Origin of the sequence: Clostridioides sp. ES-S-0005-03, from assembly GCF_020658455.1 — a bacterium.
Taxonomy (GTDB): domain Bacteria; phylum Bacillota; class Clostridia; order Peptostreptococcales; family Peptostreptococcaceae; genus Clostridioides.
The window spans coordinates 1,564,659-1,587,043 of the sequence record NZ_JACVWI010000001.1 but is presented as its reverse complement, the minus strand read 5'-3'; the positions used below and the strand labels follow the sequence as shown (position 1 = coordinate 1,587,043).

18 protein-coding genes and 1 riboswitch are annotated in these 22,385 nt (G+C 30.0%); of the genes, 16 read left to right on the top strand and 2 right to left on the bottom strand.

Going from position 1 to position 22,385, the window contains the following annotated elements:
* Window positions 1–2 precede the first annotated feature (2 nt).
* On the top strand, window positions 3–644 hold the full coding sequence (saoL, locus tag IC218_RS07315; RefSeq protein WP_255606497.1) for a MerB-like organometallic lyase SaoL: 642 nt from the start codon (window positions 3–5) through the stop codon (window positions 642–644).
* A 127-nt stretch (window positions 645–771) separates the two neighbouring features.
* On the opposite strand, the gene yidA is transcribed toward saoL, so the two are convergent.
* The gene (gene yidA, locus IC218_RS07305; RefSeq protein ID WP_227432677.1) at window positions 772–1,593 is read right to left on the bottom strand and encodes a sugar-phosphatase; all 822 of its coding nucleotides are present in this window, start codon (window positions 1,591–1,593) and stop codon (window positions 772–774) included.
* 506 nt (window positions 1,594–2,099) lie between these two features.
* On the opposite strand from yidA, the gene IC218_RS07300 reads away from it, so the two are divergent.
* The 11 genes from IC218_RS07300 to IC218_RS07250 all read left to right on the top strand — a co-directional run bounded on the left by IC218_RS07300 (window position 2,100) and on the right by IC218_RS07250 (window position 14,734).
* Window positions 2,100–3,794, top strand: coding sequence for a M3 family oligoendopeptidase (locus tag IC218_RS07300; protein ID WP_227432678.1), 1,695 nt, complete (start codon window positions 2,100–2,102; stop codon window positions 3,792–3,794).
* A gap of 319 nt (window positions 3,795–4,113) precedes the next feature.
* Window positions 4,114–4,224: riboswitch (glycine riboswitch) on the top strand.
* Window positions 4,225–4,327: 103 nt separating this feature from the next.
* Window positions 4,328–4,699 carry a GrdX family protein gene (locus IC218_RS07295; RefSeq protein WP_227432679.1) on the top strand — a complete coding sequence of 124 codons (372 nt, stop codon included), beginning with the start codon at window positions 4,328–4,330 and terminating at the stop codon, window positions 4,697–4,699.
* A gap of 97 nt (window positions 4,700–4,796) precedes the next feature.
* A complete protein-coding gene (trxB, locus tag IC218_RS07290; protein ID WP_227824135.1) occupies window positions 4,797–5,744 on the top strand; it encodes a thioredoxin-disulfide reductase in 948 nt (315 codons plus the stop codon).
* A 76-nt stretch (window positions 5,745–5,820) separates the two neighbouring features.
* Window positions 5,821–6,138, top strand: a complete 318-nt coding sequence (trxA, locus tag IC218_RS07285; protein ID WP_227432681.1) for a thioredoxin TrxA — start codon at window positions 5,821–5,823, stop codon at window positions 6,136–6,138.
* A gap of 269 nt (window positions 6,139–6,407) precedes the next feature.
* Complete coding sequence (locus IC218_RS07280) at window positions 6,408–7,694, top strand: glycine/sarcosine/betaine reductase component B subunit (RefSeq protein WP_227482802.1); 1,287 nt, start codon at window positions 6,408–6,410, stop codon at window positions 7,692–7,694.
* Window positions 7,695–7,828: 134 nt separating this feature from the next.
* Window positions 7,829–8,302: a glycine/sarcosine/betaine reductase complex selenoprotein A gene (grdA, locus tag IC218_RS07275; RefSeq protein WP_227432683.1), complete on the top strand. Its 474-nt coding sequence runs from the start codon at window positions 7,829–7,831 to the stop codon at window positions 8,300–8,302.
* Between the two features lie 31 nt (window positions 8,303–8,333).
* A complete protein-coding gene (gene grdB, locus IC218_RS07270; RefSeq protein WP_227432684.1) occupies window positions 8,334–9,644 on the top strand; it encodes a glycine reductase complex selenoprotein B in 1,311 nt (436 codons plus the stop codon).
* A 252-nt stretch (window positions 9,645–9,896) separates the two neighbouring features.
* Window positions 9,897–11,429 (top strand): glycine/sarcosine/betaine reductase complex component C subunit beta, encoded by a 1,533-nt coding sequence (grdC, locus tag IC218_RS07265; RefSeq protein WP_227432685.1) that lies wholly within the window; start codon window positions 9,897–9,899, stop codon window positions 11,427–11,429.
* A 10-nt stretch (window positions 11,430–11,439) separates the two neighbouring features.
* Window positions 11,440–12,585 (top strand): glycine/sarcosine/betaine reductase complex component C subunit alpha, encoded by a 1,146-nt coding sequence (grdD, locus tag IC218_RS07260; protein WP_227824134.1) that lies wholly within the window; start codon window positions 11,440–11,442, stop codon window positions 12,583–12,585.
* Between the two features lie 347 nt (window positions 12,586–12,932).
* Window positions 12,933–14,012: a M24 family metallopeptidase gene (locus tag IC218_RS07255; protein ID WP_227824133.1), complete on the top strand. Its 1,080-nt coding sequence runs from the start codon at window positions 12,933–12,935 to the stop codon at window positions 14,010–14,012.
* A gap of 113 nt (window positions 14,013–14,125) precedes the next feature.
* Window positions 14,126–14,734 (top strand): hypothetical protein, encoded by a 609-nt coding sequence (locus IC218_RS07250; protein ID WP_227482799.1) that lies wholly within the window; start codon window positions 14,126–14,128, stop codon window positions 14,732–14,734.
* 186 nt (window positions 14,735–14,920) lie between these two features.
* Here the strand turns inward: IC218_RS07250 and IC218_RS07245 are convergent, their stop codons facing one another.
* Window positions 14,921–15,793 carry a LysR family transcriptional regulator gene (locus tag IC218_RS07245; RefSeq protein WP_227824132.1) on the bottom strand — a complete coding sequence of 291 codons (873 nt, stop codon included), beginning with the start codon at window positions 15,791–15,793 and terminating at the stop codon, window positions 14,921–14,923.
* Window positions 15,794–16,220: 427 nt separating this feature from the next.
* On the opposite strand from IC218_RS07245, the gene IC218_RS07240 reads away from it, so the two are divergent.
* The 4 genes from IC218_RS07240 to abfD all read left to right on the top strand — a co-directional run bounded on the left by IC218_RS07240 (window position 16,221) and on the right by abfD (window position 22,309).
* Window positions 16,221–17,624: a hypothetical protein gene (locus IC218_RS07240; protein WP_227482798.1), complete on the top strand. Its 1,404-nt coding sequence runs from the start codon at window positions 16,221–16,223 to the stop codon at window positions 17,622–17,624.
* 26 nt (window positions 17,625–17,650) lie between these two features.
* Window positions 17,651–19,195 (top strand): acetyl-CoA hydrolase/transferase family protein, encoded by a 1,545-nt coding sequence (locus IC218_RS07235; protein ID WP_227824131.1) that lies wholly within the window; start codon window positions 17,651–17,653, stop codon window positions 19,193–19,195.
* Between the two features lie 31 nt (window positions 19,196–19,226).
* A complete protein-coding gene (locus tag IC218_RS07230) occupies window positions 19,227–20,618 on the top strand; it encodes an aldehyde dehydrogenase family protein (RefSeq protein WP_227482796.1) in 1,392 nt (463 codons plus the stop codon).
* A 194-nt stretch (window positions 20,619–20,812) separates the two neighbouring features.
* Window positions 20,813–22,309 carry a 4-hydroxyphenylacetate 3-hydroxylase family protein gene (gene abfD, locus IC218_RS07225; protein WP_227432693.1) on the top strand — a complete coding sequence of 499 codons (1,497 nt, stop codon included), beginning with the start codon at window positions 20,813–20,815 and terminating at the stop codon, window positions 22,307–22,309.
* Window positions 22,310–22,385 lie beyond the last annotated feature (76 nt).

Here is a 22,385-nt window from a genome sequence, read left to right as displayed (position 1 = left end):
AAATGAGTCAAATAGAAAAATACAATAGTTTAAATGACACACAACGAAAGATAAGAATATCTATTATGGATATGATAATAGATAATTGTTCTAGTGTTACACTTAAAGAAGTAATTGAACATATAAGTATAAATTTAAGCTTAGAAAAAGAATATCTAGAAACTACACTGAACCATTTTATTGATAAAAATATAATGGTTGTTGATGGAGATAGCATAAATTTTATATATCCAGTATCAGCATTACCTACTAATCATAAAGTTACATTAAGTGATAATAGAAGCTTCAGTGCAATGTGTGCTATAGATGCAATAGGAACTTCTTGCACATTTAATCAAGATGTAAGAATAAATTCTATTTGTAGTGCCACAGGTAAAGAAATAGAAATATTTATAAAAGATGAAAAAATTGAATATGTAAACAATCCAGATTTAAGAGTGCTTCATATAAACCTTGATAAGCATTCAAATTGGGCAGCAAGTTGCTGAAATGTAATGAATTTCTTCTGGACGAAGAATGATTTTGATGCATGGACAAAAGAAGCTGGATTATCAGATGATGAAGATATATATTGCTTGGACATTAATGAAGCAATAGTAGAATCGTATAAAATATTTAAACTTGAACAAAAAGTATTAGTATAGGAATGTACCTATCAAAAACTAAAAATATCCTTTAGACAAAATATCCATACAATATACACTATTAGTATTTAACATATATATGAGATGGATTTAAATCTAAAGGGATATTTTTAGTTTTTATAGATATTTAGATAGCTTTATTAAGTATATATTTGTTTATAACCTTTGCAACTCCATTTTCATTGTTGGTATCAGTAACATAATCAGCAATTTCTTTTATGCTACTACGTGCATTTCCCATAGCCACACCAAGCCCTGCATATTTTATCATATGTTGGTCATTTTCTTCATCACCAACAGCAATAGCATTTTCTATAGGTATATTTAGATTATTACATAATGTTTGAAGTGCAGTACCCTTATTAGTAGTTTTACCTAAAAATTCTAAATAAAAGGGAGCAGACCTTACTATAGTATATCTATTGAATAAATTCTTAGGAAGTTGTTTTATAATTTCTTCTAATCTTTCTGGTTCATCAACTATCATAACCTTACAGATTTTAATAGATTTATCAATTTTATCTTTATGTATATATTTAACTTCTATATCATTCAATTTAGCTTCATGAAGTGTGTACTTACCAGGAATTTCGTTTGGAGTAACTAAATTTGTCATGGTATTTATGTGTATTTTGGTATTATATTTTTTGCAAACATTGTTGTATATAAAATCAAAGTCGTCTAAAGTCATCTCTACATTATGTATTATTTTTTCACTTTTAACCTCTTGAATCATAGCTCCATTGAAGCATATAACATAATCACCTTCATCTGTTAGATTTAATTGATTTAAAAGTCCTTTGACACCAGGAAGGGGTCTACCTGTTGTTATAACTACTTTAGCTCCAGCTTTCTTTGCTTCTTGAATAGATTCAAATACTTCAGGAGTAACTTTTCTTTTTGTATTTAATATTGTTCCATCAATATCTAGTGCGATTAATTTGTACATATCAACCTCCAGTAATTTATATCCTCAATTTCCTAATGAAAACGTTGACACAACTAGTGTTGAACAAAATTTCAGTAGAAAATTTAATGTGTATATTATTATACCAAGAGATAAGCAATTTAGAAAGTTTAATAGTATTAATTTTTTGATAAAATTATTACTTATATAACATACTTATGTAAAATTGTATCTTTTATGAGTGTATAAAAGTTAACTATAAAAAATGGCATCGTTTGCATTTTGATGTAGAGATAAGCTTATACTATAAAGGTTAATAGTTTTATATGAAAGCTTTATTAAAGTTTGTATAGTAATTAGTTTTATTCTATAAAATATTGTAATTACAATAATCATATGTTATTATTCAACATGATTATAATGTAAATATTACTCAAAATAATAATTTATAAAGTCATAGTAGTATGTAATACATGTAAATAATAGCATGTAATGCATATAAAACTATATTTATAAATAAAGAACAAATTTATAAAGGAGAGTTTTAAATGAAGTTTTCAGAGTTTAAGTATGAAAGACCAAATTATGATAGTATAAAAAAAGAGTTTTTAAAGTGTGTAGAGGAAATAGATAATTCTTGTTGTTATGATGAACAACAAGAAAATATACATAAAATTAATTTTTTGAGAAATAAAATAGAAACGTTGTCAAACATAGCATCTATAAGATACAGTATAAATACTCTTAATAAACTCTATCAAGAGGAAAAAAAATATTGGGACGAATACATGCCTTTATATGAAGAATTAAATTCATATTTTTATAATGTTATAGTAAATTCTAAATTTAAATCTAATTTAAAAAAAGAATTTGGAGAACAATTTTTTACAATAGTGGATTATTCTTTAAAAAGTTTTTCTAAAGAGATAATAAAGGAATTACAAGAAGAAAATAAATTGTGTTCAGAGTATACTAAACTTTTAGCATCTGCACAGATAATGTTTGAAGGAGAAGAGAGAAACTTATCTGGAATGGGAATGTTTATGTGTTCTAAGTCTAGAAAAACAAGGGAATTAGCGAATAAGGCATATTATAATTTCTTTGAAGAAAATGAACCTAAATTTGATGATATATTTGATAAATTAGTTAAACTGAGAGATAAAATAGCAAAAAAACTAGGTTTTAAAAACTTTGTAGAGCTTGGATATATTAGAATGATGAGAAGTAATTACAGAGAAGATAGGATTGAAAATTTTAGAAAACAAGTATTAAAATATATTGTACCACTGGCTGATGAACTTTATGAAAAGCAAGCTAAGAGAACCGGTCTAGAATCTTTGAGTTACATAGATGAAGGCTTAGAATTTTTAACAGGAAATCCAACGTTAAAGGGCAATTCAGAATACATAATTGAAAATGGAAAAAGAATGTATGCTGAATTATCTAAAGAAACTGGTGAATTTTTTAATTTTATGTTAGAAAACGAACTTATGGATTTAGAAACAAAGAAAGGAAAAGGGGCTGGCGGGTACTGTACTTATATACCAGACTACAAGGCGCCATTTATTTTTTCTAACTTTAATCAAACATCTGATGATATAGATGTATTGACACATGAGGCAGGTCATGCATTTCAATTGTATATGTCCAGATGGATTGAAATGCCAGAGATTAATTTTCCTACACTGGATAGTTGCGAAATTCATTCAATGAGTATGGAATTTATAACATGGCCATGGATGGAGTTATTTTTTAAGGAAGACACAGATAAATACAAGTTTACTCATTTATCATCTGCAATTAAATTTATACCTTATGGAGTAGTTGTTGATGAATTTCAGCATTATATTTATAAAAATCCTAATATTGACAAATCAAAAAGAAAAGAAATATGGAGGTTTTTAGAGAAAAAATACTTACCACATAGAAAGTATGATGATAATTCTTTTTTAGAACGAGGTTGCTGGTGGTTTAAACAAGGTCACATATTTAAAAATCCTTTTTACTATATAGATTATGCATTAGCTCAAATTTGTGCATTACAATTTTGGAAAAAAATGATTAAAGACAAAGACTCTGGATGGAATGACTATATAAACATCTGTAAAGTAGGTGGAACAAAGTCATTTTTAGATATTGTAAGTATAGGAAATCTATATTCTCCATTTGACAATGATTGTATAAAATCTGTTATAGGTGATGTGAAATCATGGTTTGATGAAATAAATGACATCAATTTGTAAAAAATTATGAGAAATTTGTTTTCCCAGCTTAAGAATTAAAAACATATATCTTTCTTACAAAAATGATTATGTTTTTAATCAATATGAAATAATAAACCAAAAAAGATTTGTACTTAAAAAAAAAAGAAAATACAGGAAATATGTAATATCAACATTTGGAAAAAAAAGTAAAAATGTATACAAAATACATATAAAAAAACTATTGCAAATTTTATAGAATGTTTATATACTTAAGTCAACAGAGATAGAAAAAAGCTATTTATAAAAATAAAAAGATAAATTGCTAACTTTTCAATTTTCTGAAAATATAATAATCCGGGGGAAGAGTATGGGAGACTGCTTTATAAAAAGCGACCGAAGGGACAAATTTAATCTTACATACCCAGAAGATTAAATGAAATTCTCAGGTAAAGATGACTGTACTTGGACGGGTCTCTGAAAATGATTTTAACAGGGAAGACAAATTGGGAGATTTGTTTTTCCTGTTTTTTATTTATCGAGCAATAAATAAAAATTTGAAAGAGAGTAAAAAAATGATAATAATCACAAATAATCCAAAAGTAAAAGAAGAAGTTCAAGACAGAGAAGTTTTATTTAAAGATACAACTTATATTGGAATCTTAGAAACAAGTAGAGATTTGATACATGAAGGATATGAACTTTTATCTCATCCACTATATGGGAGTGTAAAACCAAATGAGACACCTTATAGAACAGTTATACTAAAACAAGGAAATCGTTTGGATATAAACTCTTTAACCTTAATTGAAGAAGCAATCATAACTGCAAGTAAATTTCAGAATAATAAAAAGACTCCAGCATGGACAGAAAGCGTTCAAGATGACTTTAGAGTAATCGATTATGACATATTTTATAATACAATACAAAGAATGCAGTATGAATAAATGAATTTGTTAAAAAGTTATTAAAATAGCATAAATATTAAATCTGATTTAATATTAAATAAAAATTAAGAAATTTAATTGGGGAGGATAAGTCAAAATGGAAAATGTGTATGACTTAGTAATAATTGGTTCAGGACCAGCAGGGCTTGCAGCAGGTCTTTATGGAGCAAGAGCAAAGTTGAAAACTCTAATCCTAGAAAAAGATAAGACTGGTGGGCAAATTGTAATAACACATGAAATTGCAAATTATCCAGGGTCAGTTCCAAATGCAACAGGACCAAGTCTAATAGCTAGAATGGTTGAGCAATGTAAAGAGTTCGGAGCAGAAATGTTAAGAGACAACATTGTAGATACTGAACTAGATGGAGATATAAAAGTTTTAAAAGGACAAAAGGCAGAATATAGAGCAAAAGCAGTAATAATAGGAACAGGAGCAACACCAAGAAAAATTGGTTGCCCAGGAGAAAAAGAACTTACTGGTAAAGGGGTTTCATATTGTGCAACTTGTGATGCAGATTTCTTTGAAGACTTTGAAGTCTTTGTTGTAGGCGGAGGAGACAGTGCATTAGAGGAAGCAATGTATTTAACTAAGTTTGCTAGAAAAGTAACAATTGTACATAGAAGACAAGGATTTAGATGCGCTAAAAGTGTTGAAGAAAAAGCAAAGGCTAATCCAAAGATAGAGTTTTTACTAGATACAGTAATAGAAGAAATAAAAGGTGATGGAATATTAGAATCAGTTGTATTTAAAAATAAAGTTACTGGAGAAACTCATGAATACTTTGCAGATGAAGAGGATGGAACAATGGGAGTATTTGTTTTCGTTGGATTAGATGCTCAAACTGATTTATTCAAAGGCAAAGTTGATATGGATGAAAAAGGTTACATAATAACTGATGAAGACATGAGAACTAATATACCAGGTGTATTTGCAGCAGGTGATTGCAGATCTAAGACTCTAAGACAGGTTGTAACTGCAACTAACGATGGAGCAATTGCATCTATAGTAGCTGAAAAATATATTGATAAAAAGTTTGAAAACTAAAAAGTTATAAAGTAAAGTTAATGAATAATATTTAAAATATTAAAATAAAATAAAAATTTCAAGGGGGAACATGAAAATGTTAGATTTAGATAAAAGTACTTTTGATGAAGAAGTTTTAAACGCAGAAGGTTTTGTATTTGTTGATTTCTGGAGTGAAGGTTGTGAACCTTGTAAAGCTTTAATGCCAGATGTTCATAAATTAGCTGAAACTTATGGGGATAAAATAAAATTCTGTAAAATGGATACAACAAAAGCTAGAAGATTAGCGATAAAACAAAAAGTATTAGGACTTCCAACTATGGCTATATACAAAGATGGAGAAAAAGTAGACGAAGTTACTAAGGATGATGCTACAATTACTAATATAGAAGATATGATTAAAAAATATCTTTAATACATTGATACAATATTAACAAAAAACAAAGAAAAAATCGATTTAAGTCTAGAAGTAAAATAAAAAGGATTTTTATGTCTTAGTTTGTTAAAAAAATAATTTTGGATAAAATATTTTTTTTACGATAAAGAATTTTTAGTAATAAAACAAATATCAAGACATAAAAACACAATATGAAAACATCTTTAAAATAAGTTAGAAAATATTGATATAACTTTGAGAAAAACTCAAATGCATATATACAAAATTAAATAACAGGAGGTGCAAGTATGCGTCTTGAATTAGGGAAAATCTTTATAAAAGATATTCAATTTGGTGATGTAACAGAAGTGAAAGATGGAGTATTATTCATCAATAAGCAAGAGATGCTACAAGAAATTGGTGGAGATGAGCATATTAAGTCTATAGATATAGAATTAGCTCGTCCAGGTGAAAGCATAAGAATAACACCTGTAAAAGATGTTATTGAGCCAAGAGTAAAAGTTGAAGGTAATGGGGGAATATTCCCAGGTATCATGTCTAAGGTTGACACTGTAGGAGAAGGAAAAACTCATGCTTTAAAAGGTGTAGCTGTTGTAACTACTGGAAAGATAGTAGGTTTCCAAGAAGGTATAGTAGATATGACTGGAGAAGGGGCTAAATACACTCCATTTTCTAAATTAAATAATGTAGTAGTAGTAGCTGAACCTATTGATGGTTTAAAACAATACGCTCATGAGAAAGCTGTTAGAATGATAGGATTCAAAGCAGCAATGTATTTAGGAGAAGCAGCAAGAAATCTTACTCCAGACGAAGTTTCAGTGTATGAAACTAAACCTCTTCTTGAGTCAATAAAAGAGTATCCAGAACTTCCAAAAGTAGGATATGTTTACATGCTTCAAACTCAAGGATTATTACATGACACTTATGTATATGGTGTAGATGCAAAACAAATAGTACCAACTTTATTATATCCAACAGAATTAATGGACGGAGCAATTGTAAGTGGTAACTGTGTTTCTGCATGTGATAAAAATCCAAGTTATGTTCATATAAACAATGGAGTTGTTGAAGACTTATATGCAAGACATGGTAAAGATATAAATTTTGTAGGTGTAATTATAACTAATGAAAATGTTTACCTAGCAGATAAAGAAAGATCTTCAAACTGGACTTCTAAGTTATGTAAATACTTAGGATTAGACGCAGTTATAGTTTCACAAGAAGGTTTTGGAAATCCAGATACTGACCTTATAATGAACTGCAAAAAAATAGAAATGCAAGGTGTAAAAACAGTTATAGTTACAGATGAATATGCTGGACGTGATGGAGGTTCTCAATCACTTGCAGATGCAGATGTAAGAGCAGATGCTGTTGTAACAGGTGGAAATGCTAACCAAGTTGTAGTACTTCCTAAGTTAGATAAGGTAATTGGACACTTAGAAGTAGTAGATGTAATAGCTGGTGGTTCTGATGGAAGTTTAAAAGCTGATGGAACTATTGAAGTTGAAATACAAGCTATAACAGGTGCAACTAATGAAACAGGATTTGGTCATTTAACTGCTAAAGGATATTAAGAGTTATTTCATTAAACGATTTAGTAATATCATGATTGAGTAATATCAATTAAAAAGATTGTAAATAAATCTATCAAAACATAATGAATGTTATGGATATATAAATAATTAGAAATATAATGAGGAGGATTATTATGAGTTTACTTAGTAATAAAAAGGTTCTTATAATAGGTGACCGTGATGGTATACCAGGACCTGCAATAGAAGAATGTGTAAAAACAGTAGAAGGAGCAGAGGTTGTTTTCTCATCTACAGAATGCTTTGTCTGAACAGCTGCTGGGGCTATGGACTTAGAAAATCAAAACAGAGTTAAAGAAGCTGCTGATAAATTCGGAGCTGAAAATGTTGTGATTTTACTAGGTGCTGCTGAAGCCGAAGCTGCAGGTCTTGCAGCCGAAACAGTAACTGCGGGGGATCCAACTTTCGCTGGACCACTTGCTGGAGTTGCTTTAGGATTAAGTGTTTACCATGTTGTAGAGGAACAAATGAAAGAATTATTTGATGAAACTGTATATGAAGATCAAATAAGTATGATGGAAATGGTTTTAGAAGTTGAAGAAATAGCAGAAGAAATGTCTGGTATAAGAGAAGAATTTTGCAAATTTTAATGCCTAAAAGCAAAAGGGGTGAAACTAAGAGATGGGAAAACTAAGAGTAGTACATTATATTAATCAGTTCTTTGCTGGTATAGGTGGAGAAGAAAAAGCTGATACTAAGCCACATGTGGCAGAAACTTTACCTCCAATAAGTTTACAACTTGATAAATTATTAGGTGAAGATATTGAAGTAGTTGGTACAGTAGTGTGCGGAGACAGTTATTTCAATGAAAATATAGATAGCGCAAGTGAAGAAGTTTTAGCAATGATAAAAGGTTTTGAACCACAACTTTTTATAGCTGGGCCTGCCTTTAATGCTGGTAGATATGGGGTTGCTGCTGGAACAATAACTAAAGTTGTAAAAGATGCTTTAAGTATACCAGCTTTAACAGGTATGTACATTGAAAATCCAGGTGCAGATATGTTCAAAAAGGATGTTTATGTAGTAGAAACTTCTGATTCTGCAGCGGGTATGAGAAAAGCACTTCCTAAGATAGCTAAACTTGCAATAAAACTTGCTAAAGGTGAAGAAATTGGAACTCCTAAAGAAGAAGGATACATAGCTAGAGGAATAAGAGTTAACTACTTCCATGAAGACAGAGGTTCTAAGAGAGCTGTTGACATGTTAATTAAGAAAATAAAAGGCGAGTCATTTGAAACTGAATATCCAATGCCAAATTTTGATAGAGTTGACCCAAGTAATCCTGTAAAAGACTTATCAAAATGCAAAATAGCTTTAGTTACTTCTGGTGGTATAGTTCCTAAAGGAAATCCAGATAGAATAGAATCTTCTTCAGCTTCTAAATATGGAACTTATTCTATAGCAGGAGTTATGGATTTAACAGAAGAAACTTATGAAACTGCACATGGTGGATATGACCCAGTATATGCAAATTTAGATGCAGATAGAGTATTACCTGTTGATGTTCTTAGAGACTTAGAAAAAGAAGGTGTAATAGGAAAATTACATGAAACTTTCTACACAACTGTAGGTAATGGTACATCTGTTGCAAACTCTAAAAAATATGCTTCTGAAATTGGAGCAGCGTTGGTAGCTGATGGTGTAGATGCAGTAATCTTAACTTCTACATGAGGTACTTGTACTCGTTGCGGTGCAACGATGGTAAAAGAAATAGAAAAAACTGGACTTCCAGTAGTTCATATGTGTACAGTAGTACCTATTTCGTTAACAGTAGGGGCTAACAGAATAGTTCCAACTATAGCAATACCTCATCCACTTGGAAATCCAGCACTTGACCCTACAGAAGAAAAAGCCCTAAGAAGAGGCCTTGTAGAAAAAGCATTAAACGCTTTAACTACAGAAGTTGATGGTCAAACAGTATTTGAAAAATAAAAATAACACACACATATATTATATAGATAAAAATATAAACACACACTAAAAATAAAAAATAACTATACACAAAAAAATAATATAGATTTCATGAATGGGTAAATGTGAGTTATTCATTCATGAAATCTTAAAAAATACCAAAATACATAAAAAAAGAATAAAATAAAATATACAATAAAATAAAAATATAATAATTGAAGTCTTTAATGAAATTAAAATTAGGTGTTCATAAAATTTATGGAGGTGCACAAAATGACTTATCCAGTTTTAAAAGGGGCAGGCTATGTACTTATTCATACTCCAGATATGATAGTGCAAAATGGAAGTACTTGTACAGTTGAAAGAGCAACAAATCCAGATTCAGAATTTTTACAAGAAGTAGGTAATCATATAAGAAGTTATGAGGATGTAGTTAACTACATGCCAAATCAAGTTTACATAGGAAACAGAAGACCAGAAGAATTAAGAGATTTGCCAATGCCATGGTGTGAACAAAAAGTTGAGGGAACTAGAAATGGTAAATTTGGTGAAATAATGCCTCAAGATGAGTTTATAGCTTTAATGCAAATAAGTGATGCATTTGACTTAGTAAAGTTATCGCAAGAATTTATTGATGAAGTAAAACCAAAAATCGAAAATAACTACCCTGAAATTGCACCATTTGTAGGAAAATTAAAGGGTGATGATATAGAAGAAGGTAAGGAATTAGTAGCAACACACATAGCAGAAGGATTATACCATGATGGAAAATTCGTTGGCTATGTAAAAAGAGCACATGACGTAGATGTTAACTTAAATGCTCATACAATGTTTGAAAATTTAGTAGTAAAAGCATCTGGAGTTTTATCTGCTATTCAAATGCTAAGACATAGTAAAATAGACCCTGCTGAAATAGATTATGTTATTGAGTGTTCAGAAGAAGCTTGTGGAGATATAAACCAAAGAGGTGGAGGAAACTTTGCTAAATCAATAGCTGAAATAGCTGGACTTCAAAACGCAACTGGTTCTGATACAAGAGGATTTTGTGCAGCACCAACACATGCATTAATTCAAGCTGCAGCTTTAGTAAAATCTGGGATACACAAAAATGTAATGGTAGTAGCAGGTGGAGCAAGTGCTAAACTTGGAATGAATGCTAAAGACCATGTTAAAAAAGGCCTTCCTGTACTTGAAGATGTTGTTGGAGGATTTGCAGTACTTGTATCTGAAAATGATGGTGTAAACCCAGTTATAAGAACTGATTTAACAGGTAAGCATACAGTGGGAACTGGTTCTTCACCTCAAGCAGTTATGACAGCACTTATAACTTCAGGTCTTGATAGAGCTAATTTAAAAATAACAGATGTTGATGTATATTCAGTTGAAATGCAAAATCCAGATATAACTAAGCCAGCAGGAGCAGGAGATGTTCCAGAAGCAAACTACAAAATGATAGGTGCACTTGCTGTTAAGCGTGGAGACTTAGAGAAGAAAGAATTAAAAGATTTTGTGACTAATAAAGGATTACCAGGATGGGCACCAACTCAAGGACATATACCATCAGGAGCTCCTTATATAGGATTTTTAATAGATGATTTAACTACAGGAGATAGAAATAGAGCTATGATAGTTGGAAAAGGTAGTTTATTCTTAGGAAGAATGACTAATTTATTTGATGGAGTATCTTTTATAGCTGAAAGAAATACAGGTGTTACTGAAGAGACTTCAGGAATATCTAAAGATGAAATTAAGAAGATAATAGCTGAATCTATGAAAAAACTAGCATTAGATATGTTAGAAGAATAGGGGTGAGGATATGTCAAAAAAAGTAATCGCAGATGTATTCTTAGAAGTAGCTAATGCAATAGAAAGCGGCGAATTTGGCAAAAAAATAAGAATTGGTGTGACTACACTTGGAAGTGAACATGGTGTAGAGAACATGGTTAATGGTGCACACTTAGCAAAATCTAACTTATTTGATATAGTACTTATTGGTCCAAAAGTGGAAACTGACCTTGAAGTAGTTGAAGTTAATGATGAAAAAGAAATGCATGGAAAAATGGAAGAATTATTAGATTCAGGATATATAGATGCTTGTGTTACTATGCATTATAATTTTCCAATAGGAGTATCTACAGTAGGTAGAGTAATAACTCCAGCAAAAGGAAAAGAAATGATACTTGCAACAACAACAGGAACAAGTGCTACTAATAGAATAGAAGCAATGGTAAGAAATGCTATTTATGGTATTGCTACAGCTAAATCAATGGGAAATAAACATCCAAAAGTTGGAATACTTAATGTTGATGGAGCTAGACAAGTTGAAAAATGTTTAAAAGAGTTAAAAGATAATGGATATGATATAGAATTTGCAGATTCAATTAGAGCAGATGGTGGATGTGTTATGAGAGGTAATGATTTACTTGTAGGTGCACCTGATGTTATGGTTACTGATACATTATCTGGAAATATATTTATGAAAGTATTTTCTTCATATACTACAGGTGGAGACTATGAAGCCCAAGGCTTTGGGTATGGTCCTGGAGTAGGAGAAGACTATGATAGAAGAGTACTTATAGTATCAAGAGCATCAGGTTCTCCAGTAGTAGCTAATGCATTAAAATATGCTTATGATGTTGTAAAAGGAGAAATAAATAATATTGCAAGAAGTGAATTTACAAAAGTTAAAAGTGCAAAATTTGATGATATTATAGCTTCTCTTACTAAAAAAGAAGTTAAAGCTGAAAAAGTAGAAGTTAAGATGCCAGATAAAGAGGTTGTTACTCGTCAAATAGCTGGTGTTGATATAATGGACTTAGAAGATGCAGTATCTGAATTATGGAAAAATGGAATCTATGCTGAAAGTGGTATGGGTTGTACAGGGCCAATAGTTCTTGTAAATGATGCTAAAGGTGATTTAGCTGTTGAAACTTTAATCAAGGCTGGATACACTGCAAAATAAATATAAATTATACATGTAAATGAATAACATATAGTTATAGCCTTCTACGCTATAACTATATGTTATTTTTGTTACTCAACTTATATTATTTTTATTATCAAAGTAAGTATATAAAGATAATTAAATATTTATAACTGATAAAACAGAAATAGGAAGGGTTTTTATCATAGTAATATTTTTTTACTTATTTGTTGTTACTTATACTAAGTAAAAAATTAGTGGAAATGTATAAACAATATTAATAACATATGAAAAAATTTTAGAAATAAAGCATCTATAAGATAAAAAATAACATTATTAGTGATATAATATAACTAAAGCAAAAATTATTTTTTGGAGGCAAAATCATGAGTAAAGTAGAAAAAGTAGTAGAATTGTTAGAAGCTAAAGGACTTGATGCATTATACTTAACAAAAAAAACAAATGTAAATTACATAAGTGGCTTTCCTGATGAAGAAGCATATGCAGTTATTTGTAAAGATGGAAATTTTTTAGTTACTGATAGTAGATATATGGAGCTTGCTGAAAATGTTTGTAAAGGTTTTGAAATTATAAACTGGCATAATTTTGATAGAAGTGTGGCAAAAGCTGTAAAAAGTGTGTGTGATAAAGTATGTATAAAAAAGCTTGGATTTGAAAGCACAAATATAATATTTGATAAATATGAAGAACTTAAAAATTTAGTTGAACAAGATGGAGGGGAATTGATACCTACAGAAAATATTGTAGAGACTCTTAGATATGTAAAGGATGAAGAAGAAATTAAAAATACAAGAAAAGCTTGTGAAATAGCTGATAAAGCATTAGAAGAGTTAGTTCCACATATAAAAGCTGGAGTTACTGAAATAGAATTAGCTACAAAACTAGAATATTTTATGAAAATGAATGGAGCTCAAAATATAGGATTTGAAACTATATTGATATCAGGAGCAAAAACTTCATTGCTTCATGGTAAACCAAGTGACAAGGTTATAGAAAATGGTGACTTTGTACTTGTAGATTATGGAGCTATGTACAATGGATATATTTCTGATACAACTAGAACTTTTATAGTTGGAGAAGCATCTGAAAAACAATTAGAGATTTATAATTTAGTTAAAGAAGCACAAGATGTTGGAGTTGAAAACATGAAGGCTGGTGTACATGCTACAATTCCAGATGCAGAAATAAGAAAAGTTGTTAAGAAATATGAAGATTACTATTATCAAGGGATAGGACATGGGGTTGGAAGAGATGTTCATGAAGAACCTTTTATTGGTAATTATGGTGATAAAACAATAGAAGAAGGATGTATAATAACAATGGAACCAGGTATTTATTTCCCAGGATGGGGAGGAGTTAGAATAGAAGATACTGTTTTAATTACAAAAAATGGACCTGAAAGATTAACTAAATTCCCTAAAAATTTGATGATTTTAGACAAATAATTTAATTTTTATATAATTTTTTACACAAAATAATATTGTAATCTCACCATTAAGCTCTCTCTACATATCTTAGTAAAGAGGGCTTAATTTTATTATGTGAGGTGATAATATCCATGAATAAAAAACATAAGTTTATGAAAAACATAAAAAAAGCCTGGTACAAAATTAAATTGATAGATAGATGTCTTATAATTGTTATGGCAATACTCATGTTTGAATCTATATACACATTGTTTGTCAATGAAGTTAACTCACAAGATACTACTACTATTGATGTAGTGATAAGAACTACTTCAGCAGCAATATTTGGATACTTTTTAAGTGCTAATTTTATAAGTAGAACTTCAAGAAAAGTTACAAATACTGATGCATATTCAAATATTTTTATAGATGATAATTCTTCTAATAACGGTCAAGTACCAAGTCAAAATAATATAATGAATGTGAAAAATACTATTGGATTTGAGTTAGAAAGTGACAATTATCAAAATAATGATAAAAAAGTGACTGTTAATAATGATGAAGAGATTGAAAAAGGAGAAACTAGTGAATTGCAAATTGTTATAGCTACTGTGATTTGTATAGTAGCATTAATAGTACTTTTTATTGTAAGAAATTTTACAACACCAGCAACAGCATCTCTAGGAACTATTTCACAGATGAGAGATTTTGTCTCTGGATGCGTGGGTTTCTTGCTAGGTTGTCCAAGTAAACCCAATTAAAAATATGAGTATTAAAATAGGTAAAATTAATATTAAAGGTATCAGTATAATAATATTTAAGTTATGAATGTATATCATTGTAATTCTTTTGAGATAATATATTTTATTGTTATACTGATACTCAAAAATATTTATAATATTTATCAAAATATATATAATGCTGTATTTACATAATATGTAGAAATATTAATTTATATGAATAGAAGCCATATATTCAATAAAAAGTTTCATACTATGAGATATATATTGATGTTTTCTCCAAAGAACACCAATATTGGCAGTAATTGCACGTTCTAAAGGAATTGAACAGAGATTTTCGGTATTCTGGAATATTTCTTTATATAGTATCGTTGAAGCTAAATCATTTTCTAATAAATAACGAATAGTAGAAAGTTGATTTGAGTGTAAAATTATATTTGGTTTAACCTTCTCAAGTCTTTTTGTAATAATTTTGTAGTGATAAGAACCTTCAGATAGTATGACAAAAGGAATATTTTTCAACATATAGTTTGAAATAATGGACTGTTTTGCTAATTCATTTTTAGGATTTGTAACTAAATATAATTCTGTTTTATATATTGTTTTTGAATCTATATCATCATAAATATCACTATCAATTATACCAATGCAAAAATCAAGTGTAGATTCTTCAATCATTTTGGCACCCACAAAGGTTGGGACTTCAAAAATTTTAAGCTCAATATCTGGATAAATTACATTAAATCTAGGTAGTATTTTTGAAAGTAAAAAAGTACCTAAAACTGTAGGAATTCCTATTTTTAGAGATGCTTTTCTTTTTTTTCCTAAATCTAGTGCATCACTTTGAAAATCCTCAAATTGTCTCGTGAAATTTATTGACTTATCTAAGAAAATCTTACCTTCAGGAGTTAAATCTATTTTATTACCTATTCTAAAAAAAAGTTCAAAACCGAGTTCCTTTTCCAATTCTTTAATAGCTAAGGTTATAGATGGTTGAGAAATATGAATACTTTCTGCTGCTTTAGTCATGTTTTTATATTTACAAACAGTTTGGAAATAATATAGATAATTTATGTTCATTGGTTAATAGTTCCTTTCATTTATGTAATTAGTGACAAGTATATAATTAACAACAATATAAGTTTTGTATATTATTGTAGAAAAATAGAATAGTTTTAAACTATCATATCATAAGTTTTTGATATTTTCAATCTATTAAGAATAGTGCTATTATTAAATTAACAAAAGATGATAGCTGATATAATTTAGGTAACAACTATTTAAAACCTAGTTATATCAATGAATATTAAAAATTTAACTATCTAAAAATAATTAGCATTTATGTAATTTAACTGTTAACTAAATTGTAACATAAAAAACTAATGTTAGAGGGATGAAATTTTTTTAATTAGAAATGTTAATTTAATAACAAAATATAATTTTGTAAAGTTTGCAAAGAGGGGAGAGATATATTTTTTAATAAATATCGTTAATTTAATAACAAAATATGAAAGGGAGTGGTTTGGTGAAATTTGAGTTAATGGATTTTTTAATGAACCCTTTTGTCCTTATGTTCGCTGCTGTAATTACAGGAATATTATTTGGAAAAATTAAATTTGGGAAGTTTAATTTTGGAGTGTCAGGAGCGTTATTTACAGGATTATTTATTGGATGGCTTGTGTATAGCTTAGGAAATTCAGTAATAGCAAAAGGAGAGACAGCAGCAGGGTATAAGGCAGCAACTATCATGATGGGTAATGGAATTATTTCTTCTGATTTCTTTGATTTTTTTCTAATTATATTTGTTGCAGCAGTTGGTTTATTGGCTGCTAAGGATATGAAAGCTGTACTTAAGAAGTATGGAGCTAGATTTGTAGTTTTAGGAGTGCTTATAACTTTTATAGGAGGCTCTATGACTTATGCAATGACTTTGCTATCAAGTAATAAAGGAAGTAGTGCATATGAGGTTTCTGGTGTTTATACAGGAGCACTAACAAGTTCTCCTGGTCTAGCTGCTGCTCTAGAAACAGCTGGTAAACATGCAGAAGATGTATCAAAAGAGTTTGAGAAAGCATCAATAAAAGATAAAAAAGAAATATTAAAAGTAGTTGATCCAGAGGGAAAATTGGATGTAGCTACAACTACATCACTAACTCAAGAGCAAATAGATAAGTATATCGCATATGCTGAAGCAGGTGTTGGTATAGGGCATGCAGTTGCCTATCCTTTTGGAGTATTAATAGTGATTTTAGGAGTAAATTTCCTTCCTAAAATATTTAGAATGGACCTTAGAGAAGAAAGAAGAAAATATGAAAAAGAAATGAAAGAAGCTAGAGATAGCGTTGGTGGTAAAACGATACCAGAAGTTCCATTTAATATAATAACATTTTTCTTAACATGTCTTGCCGGATATTTAGTTGGAGGAATACACGTGTTCATGGGACCATTAGGATACTTTACATTAGGGGCAACTGGTGGTTCTTTAATTGTATCTCTAATACTTGGATATATAGGTAAGATAGGTATAGTAAATTTCAGAATGGAAGAAAAAGTATTAAATATTCTAAAACAAATAGGGCTAGTATTTTTCTTAGCAATAGTTGGATTAAGATATGGTGGTAAAGTTGTTGATTCAATTATGACATCTGGGATGCATCTAGCTTTAGTAGCTATAGTAGTAGGAATTACAGCTATGATGATTGGATTTTTAGTTGGTAAGTATGTATTCAAACTAAATTGGATTTTGTTATCTGGAGCTGTCTGTGGTGGTATGACATCAACACCAGGTCTTGGAGCTGCTGTTGATGCTCTTGATAGTGATGACCCAGCAGCAGGGTATGGTGCTACCTATCCATTTGCACTGTTAACTAAAGTTATATTGGTTATAGTTTTACACAAACTTCCAATGTAAATAAGATTTTATATGGGGGGATATTTATGAATAATGAAGGAGTATTTGAAGAATTAAGCGAAAGATTAAGAAATAAAAAGTTATGTGATTTAATTATGAATGCAGATGAAGCTGCTAAACTTATAAATAATGGGATGGTTGTTGGACTTAGTGGATTCACACCTTCAGGTTACCCAAAAGCAGTACCATTAGCGGTTTCAGAAAGGGTTAAAAGTGGAGATAAGATAAAATTAACTGTATATTCAGGAGCATCTTTAGGACCAGAAGTAGATGGAGCATGGGCAGAAGCAGGAATAATTGAAAGAAGACTTCCTTATCAAACTAATTCAATACTTAGAAACAGTATTAATAAAGGTGATGTCAATTATATAGATATGCATCTAAGTCATTCTACTCAATTTTTAAACTATAAAACTATACCTAAAGTGGATGTAGCGATAATAGAAGCACTTGCCATAACTGAAAATGGAGATATTGTACCAACTAGTGGGATAGGAAATTCACCATCTTTTGTAAAAAGTGCAGACAAAGTAATTGTTGAAATAAATCTGGCAAAACCAATGGAGATGGAAGGTATGGCAGATATATATATTACAGAAAATCCGCCAAACAGGAAACCAATAGAAATAAATCATCCTAAAGATAGAATCGGAACGACATATATACCTTGTGGTTTAGATAAGATTGCAGGAATAGTAATCACTAATATGCAAGATAAAACACGTCCATTGGGTGTTGTAGATGAAGCTTCAAAAAAAATATCAAATAATATTATTGCATTTCTTAGAGAAGAAGTAAAATCAGGTAGATTGTCAAAAAATTTACTTCCTCTTCAATCTGGTGTAGGAAGTGTAGCAAATGCAGTTTTATATGGACTATGTGAATCTGAATTTGAGAATTTAACTTGTTATACAGAGGTTGTGCAGGACTCTATGTTGGACTTAATAAGAATGGGTAAAGTTACAATGGCATCAACTACATCTGTAAGCCCATCACCAGAAGGATTAATAAAATTTGAAAATGATATAGATTTCTTTAAAGATAAGATTATATTGAGACCTCAAGAGATTAGTAACAACCCAGAAATAGCTAGAAGAATTGGTGTAATTGCAATGAATACTGCAATTGAGGTTGATATTTATGGAAATGTAAACTCAACTCATATCATGGGTTCAAAGATGATGAATGGAATCGGTGGTTCTGGTGATTTTGCTAGAAATGGAGCAATAACTATATTTAGTACTGAATCAATTGCAAAAAATGGTGATATATCATCAATAGTACCTATGGTATCTCATGTAGACCACACTGAACATGATGTAATGGTAATTGTAACAGAACAAGGATATGCTGATTTAAGAGGTCTTGCACCTAGAGAAAGAGCTATTAAGATAATAGAAAATTGTGTTCATCCAGATTATAAAGATCAACTTATGGATTACCTAAATAGAGCATGTCAAAATGGAGCAAAACAAACTCCTCATATATTAGACGAAGCTTTATCATGGCATAGTAAATTTATGAGTACAGGTACAATGAAGAAGTCAGAAACTTTTGAAAGTGCACTATAAAAATATTTAATAAATTGGAGGAATATTAAAAATGGAAAAAGCAGTAGAAAACTTTGAAGATTTAAGCAAAGAATATATTAATGGATACATTGAGAGGGCTAGAAAAGCTCAAAGGGAGTTTGAATGTTATACTCAAGAACAAGTGGATAAAATAGTGAAGATAGTTGGAAAGGTAGTATACTATAACGCCGAATATTTAGCTAAACTTGCAGTAGAAGAAACTGGAATGGGTGTATATGAAGATAAAGTAGCTAAAAATAAAAGTAAAGCGAAAGTTATATATAATAATTTAAAAGATAAGAAATCAGTTGGTATAATTGATATAGATAGAGAAACAGGAATAACAAAAGTAGCTAAACCAATTGGAGTTGTAGCAGCAATAACTCCTTGTACAAATCCAATAGTTACACCTATGAGTAATGCTATGTTTGCATTAAAGGGAAGAAATGCAATTATTATAACACCACATCATAAAGCAATTGGATGTAGTACTAAGACTGTTGATATGATTAATGAAGAATTAGAAAAAATAGGAGCACCAGAAAATCTAATACAAATACTTGACCAACAATCAAGAGAAAATACGAGAAATTTAATTTCATCAGCAGATGTAGTAATTGCTACTGGTGGAATGGGAATGGTAAGAGCTGCATATTCAAGTGGAAAACCAGCTCTTGGTGTAGGAGCAGGAAATGTCCAATGTATTATAGACAGAGATGTAGATATTAAAGAAGCAGTACCTAAAATCATAGCTGGAAGAATATTTGATAATGGTATAATTTGCTCAGGTGAGCAATCAGTGATAGTGGCAGAAGAAATGTTTGATAAAGTAATGGATGAATTTGAAAGTAACAAAGGATTTATAGTTAGAGATAATGCACAAAAAGAAGCTTTTAGAAATGCCATGTTTGTGAATAAATCTATGAATAAAGATGCAGTAGGACAATCAGTTCATGCAATCGCAAACATTGCAGGAGTTGAAATACCAAAAGATACAAAAATAATAGTAATAGAAGCAGATGGACCAGGTGAAGAAGACATACTTGCAAAAGAAAAAATGTGTCCAGTTATATCTGCATATAAGTATAAAGACTTTGAAGAAGGAGTAGCTATTGCAAAAGCAAATCTAAATGTAGAAGGAAAAGGACATAGTGTATCTATACATTCAAATACAATTAAGAACATAGAATATGCAGGAGAAAATATAGAAGTATCAAGATTTGTAATTAATCAATGTTGTGCTACAAGTGCTGGAGGAAGCTTCTTTAATGGTCTTGCACCTACAAATACCTTAGGTTGTGGTTCTTGGGGAAATAATAGTATTTCTGAAAATCTTGATTACAAACATTTAATTAATATTTCTAGAATTGCTTATTATATGCCAGAAAATGAAGTACCTACAGATGAAGAACTTTGGGGATAAAATTCAAATATAAAAAAGTATTCATTCTAAATTAAAATAGAAATATATTTTAATTTAGAATGAATCTAAACTAAAAATGAATTTAATTTAAAATATTGAAGTGAATTTAGAAGATTGAAAGACGAACAAAAGAAGGAAGTATTATAAATTAACATAAATAAAAATTATTATAAAAGAGAAGGAGTGGTTTTATTATGGCATTAATGACAGGAGCTCAATATATTGAAAGTTTGAGAAAATTAAATACTAAAGTTTATATGTTTGGTGAAGAGGTTAAAAATTGGGTTGACCATCCAATGATTAGACCATCTATAAATTGTGTAGCAGCTACTTATGATTTGGCACATGACCCAGAATATGCAGATTTAATGACAGTTACTTCAAATATTACAGGAGAAAAAATAAATAGATTTGGTCATCTTCATCAAAGTACTGATGATTTGATAAAAAAAGTTAAAATGCAAAGACTATGTGGCCAAAAAACAGCTTCTTGTTTCCAAAGATGTGTAGGTATGGATGCTTTTAATGCGGTATATTCAACAACGTTTGAGTGCGACAAAGCGCATGGAACTAATTATCATGATAATTTTGTAAAATACTTAACTTATATACAAGAAAACGATTTAGTAGTTGATGGAGCTATGACTGACCCTAAGGGAGATAGAGCATTATCACCTAGTGCTCAACCTGACCCAGATATGTTCCTTCACATAGTTGAAAGAAGAGAAGATGGAATAGTGGTAAGAGGAGCAAAAGCACATCAAACTGGTTCAATAAATTCACATGAACATCTTATAATGCCTACTATAAGCATGACTGAAGCAGATAAAGACTATGCTGTATCATTTGCAGTTCCTTCAGATGCTGAAGGTGTATTTATGATTTATGGAAGACAATCTTGTGATACTAGAAAATTAGAAGAGGGAGCAGATGTTGACTTAGGAAATAAAGAGTTTGGAGGTCAAGAAGCTCTAGTAGTATTTGATAATGTATTTGTTCCAAATGATAGAATCTTCTTATGCGGAGAGTGGGATTTCTCTGGTATGTTGGTAGAAAGATTTGCTGGATATCATAGACAAAGTTATGGTGGATGTAAAGTTGGAGTAGGTGATGTAATAATAGGAGCAGCAGCTTTAGCAGCTGATTACAATGGAGCAAACAAAGCTTCTCATATAAAAGATAAATTAATAGAAATGACTCACCTTAATGAAAGTTTATATTGTTGTGGTATAGCATGTTCATCAGAAGGACATAAGACAGAGGCTGGAAACTATCAAATAGATTTACTTCTTGCAAATGTATGTAAACAAAATGTAACTAGATTCCCTTATGAAATAGTGAGACTTGCAGAAGATATAGCTGGTGGGCTTATGGTTACTATGCCTTCAGAAAAAGACTTCAAGTCAGATTTAAAAGTTGGAACAAGTGGAATGACAATAGGTGAAGTATGTAATAAATATTTTAAAGCTTCTTCAGTAGCTTCAACAGAAGAAAGAATGAGAATATTAAGATTCTTAGAAAATATATGTCTTGGCTCATCTGCTGTTGGTTATAGAACTGAGTCAATGCATGGAGCAGGTTCACCACAGGCACAAAGAATAATGATTTCAAGACAAGGAAATATAAATCAGAAGAAAGAATTAGCTAAGACAATTGCAGGAATAAAAAAAGAAAAAGCTCTAAATTTATAAAAAGTTAATATATAAAAAAGTTGATATATAAATGGGAAAATATATTGACTTATACTAATTAATGAAAAAATATATC